Below are 2,235 nucleotides of genomic sequence, written 5' to 3'. Positions count from 1 at the left end.
ACACACATTGGCTTAGTGATGACAGCTTTCATCATTGCTCCTTTCGAGTCATAAATTAGTCCATTAATGATTTTTGTTATTTGAAAAATAGATTAGCCGGAATTACCCAGAAAACAGGGCTTTCTAGTCACGTTTCAAGTTCACATTTTACTGAATTTTAGGGGATATTTTTGAATTTTTGATGCAATACGACCAATGCAGTGGTGTCATTAAATACGATTTTTCACATCATGTCAACAAGAAAATCAATATATTGTGTTTTTTTATTTTTTTGATCAAAATTTGGTATTTTAAAAGATATCCTTTATTTCTCTTTAGTACAACATTTATGTTGTGTTGAAACATTTTAGATGTTATATTATTATAATGAATAGCCAAGAATTGAAAAGATATCTTATAAAGCATGGTTGTACTTTCACCTCAGGGAAAGGTGGTCATTTGCTTGTAAAGCGTGGTTCTAAAAAATCTGTTTTACCTATGCATGGTACGCGAAAAGAATTAGGAACAGGATTAGTCCAGAAGATTCTTAAAGATCTTGACCTAAAATAAGCCTGAATATGGAGGTGTAAATGAAATATGCAATTAAATTTATCAAAGATGACAATGATACTCTTCTTGTTGTCTCCAAAGATTTTCAGGAATTTATTACCTACGGTAACGACGAAAAAGAAGCTTTAGAACACGCTAAAAACGCGCTTTTAACAGTTATTATGGGGCGTTTTCAAGATCGTGAACCTATTCCCTTTGGACGTCGTGATATTGCCTATCCTTTTGTTGAAGTATCTTCATTGGTGACTTTAAAAATTGCAATACATAACGCTATGATTGAAAAAAACTTACGCAAAGCTGATCTCGTACGTCTTTTAAAACTTCATCCAATACAAATTGACCGATTGTTGGATTTAAACCACTCAAGCAAATTAGATGCCTTAGAGTCCACTCTCATTGCTCTTGGAAAAGAGGTTGCCATTAATATCCAAGATGCCGCTTGAAAACTACCGGTTTTGCGTAAAATGCTTATAAAGCACATTAAGAGCAATACGCAATGAAAGCACAAGATGTGGTAGTGATTGATCTTCTATAACAAGATACTGTAATGCGGCATGAAGGTTATATTGACGGTGTAAACACTGCGCTTCTTGAACAACACCTTTTACAGCTACAAGATGTTCTGTTGCTATCTGTACCCATTTCTCTCTTGCCCCGTCATCAGAAGTTGTAGGCATTTCATCATAAATAGCACTAGGCAAGGCTTTTGCACATAGATAATTGTTTCTCACTTCAAGATATTTTTGTGCAGCATCGTATTGGTCTCGATTGAGTTCGCCTTGCAAATAAAGTCGCCCGATATAGGTACCGGAAAGCGGATTTTTAGCGTCTTCTATGGTCAGACCAAAGCGCTTAGCGCGCATTTCAATTGCCAATTTATCCATGGGGTTATGCGGTGTTTTTGCTCGTGAGATGCGTCCATTTGGTTCTCTCACACATCCGTTAATCCGTGGACGACCACGTTTTGCTCGTTTTTTTCTTTTTGTCATATTTTATCAATCAGAATGGTATGCTGTCATTAAGAGATATGCTATGATCAGCAGCCCCTGAAGCAACAGCATAACTTTGAGCAGTGATAGGTGAAGAGGATGCAGATTGCTCTTTCTTAGCATCAAGCAAATATAATTCGCCTTTGAATTGTGGTAAGACAATCTCTGTTGCAAGATGTTCACCACCGTTTTTATCTTTCCATTTACGTGTCTGTAATTTGCCCTCTACATAAACCTTTGAACCTTTGTTGAGATACTGAAGAGCAATTTTTGCCAAATGTGGATTAAAAATCACCACGGAATGCCATTCTGTTTTCTCTACTTTTTGATTAGTCTTTTTATCTGTGTAGCTTTCAGAAGTTGCCATACGAAAGTTGACTACCTCACTACCAGATGGCATTGTTTTGCTTTCGGGATCAGCACCAAGGCGCCCGATTAACGTCACTTTATTTAGCATGTTTTTTCTTACCTTAAATTTGTATTTTAATACATAAAAAATCTTAGCATAATTTGCATATTTTTTCAATTATTTCAAAAGGATATTATTGTTTTTTAACATATAAAATTATATTTAATATGCAAAAAAACATAAATAGTTCAGTGTTCATTTAAAACTCTTGATATACATACATAAATGTATTAACATAAGATATGAAAATAAGATTTGAATGGGATGAAACTAAAGCAAAAAGTAATC

Annotated in this window: 4 protein-coding genes; 2 read left to right on the top strand and 2 right to left on the bottom strand. The window is 34.7% G+C overall.

Annotation, left to right across the window (positions count from 1 at the left end; genetic code table 11):
- Positions 1 to 366 precede the first annotated feature (366 nt).
- Both J7R13_RS08445 and J7R13_RS08440 read left to right on the top strand, forming a co-directional pair.
- Positions 367 to 549 (top strand): type II toxin-antitoxin system HicA family toxin, encoded by a 183-nt coding sequence (locus tag J7R13_RS08445; RefSeq protein WP_208434800.1) that lies wholly within the window; start codon positions 367 to 369, stop codon positions 547 to 549.
- 20 nt (positions 550 to 569) lie between these two features.
- The gene (locus J7R13_RS08440) at positions 570 to 992 is read left to right on the top strand and encodes a type II toxin-antitoxin system HicB family antitoxin (protein ID WP_208434799.1); all 423 of its coding nucleotides are present in this window, start codon (positions 570 to 572) and stop codon (positions 990 to 992) included.
- A gap of 3 nt (positions 993 to 995) precedes the next feature.
- On the opposite strand, the gene J7R13_RS08435 is transcribed toward J7R13_RS08440, so the two are convergent.
- Complete coding sequence (locus J7R13_RS08435) at positions 996 to 1,538, bottom strand: hypothetical protein (RefSeq protein ID WP_208438271.1); 543 nt, start codon at positions 1,536 to 1,538, stop codon at positions 996 to 998.
- Between the two features lie 10 nt (positions 1,539 to 1,548).
- Entirely contained in the window at positions 1,549 to 1,995 is a 447-nt protein-coding gene (gene ssb / locus J7R13_RS08430; RefSeq protein ID WP_208438270.1) for a single-stranded DNA-binding protein, read from the bottom strand.
- Positions 1,996 to 2,235 lie beyond the last annotated feature (240 nt).

It is taken from the genome of Bartonella taylorii 8TBB (assembly GCF_902825155.1).
GTDB classification, from domain to species: Bacteria; Pseudomonadota; Alphaproteobacteria; order Rhizobiales; family Rhizobiaceae; genus Bartonella; species Bartonella taylorii_A.
The sequence above is the reverse complement of the archived record's forward strand: the minus strand, read 5'-3'. Positions and strand labels throughout refer to the sequence as shown.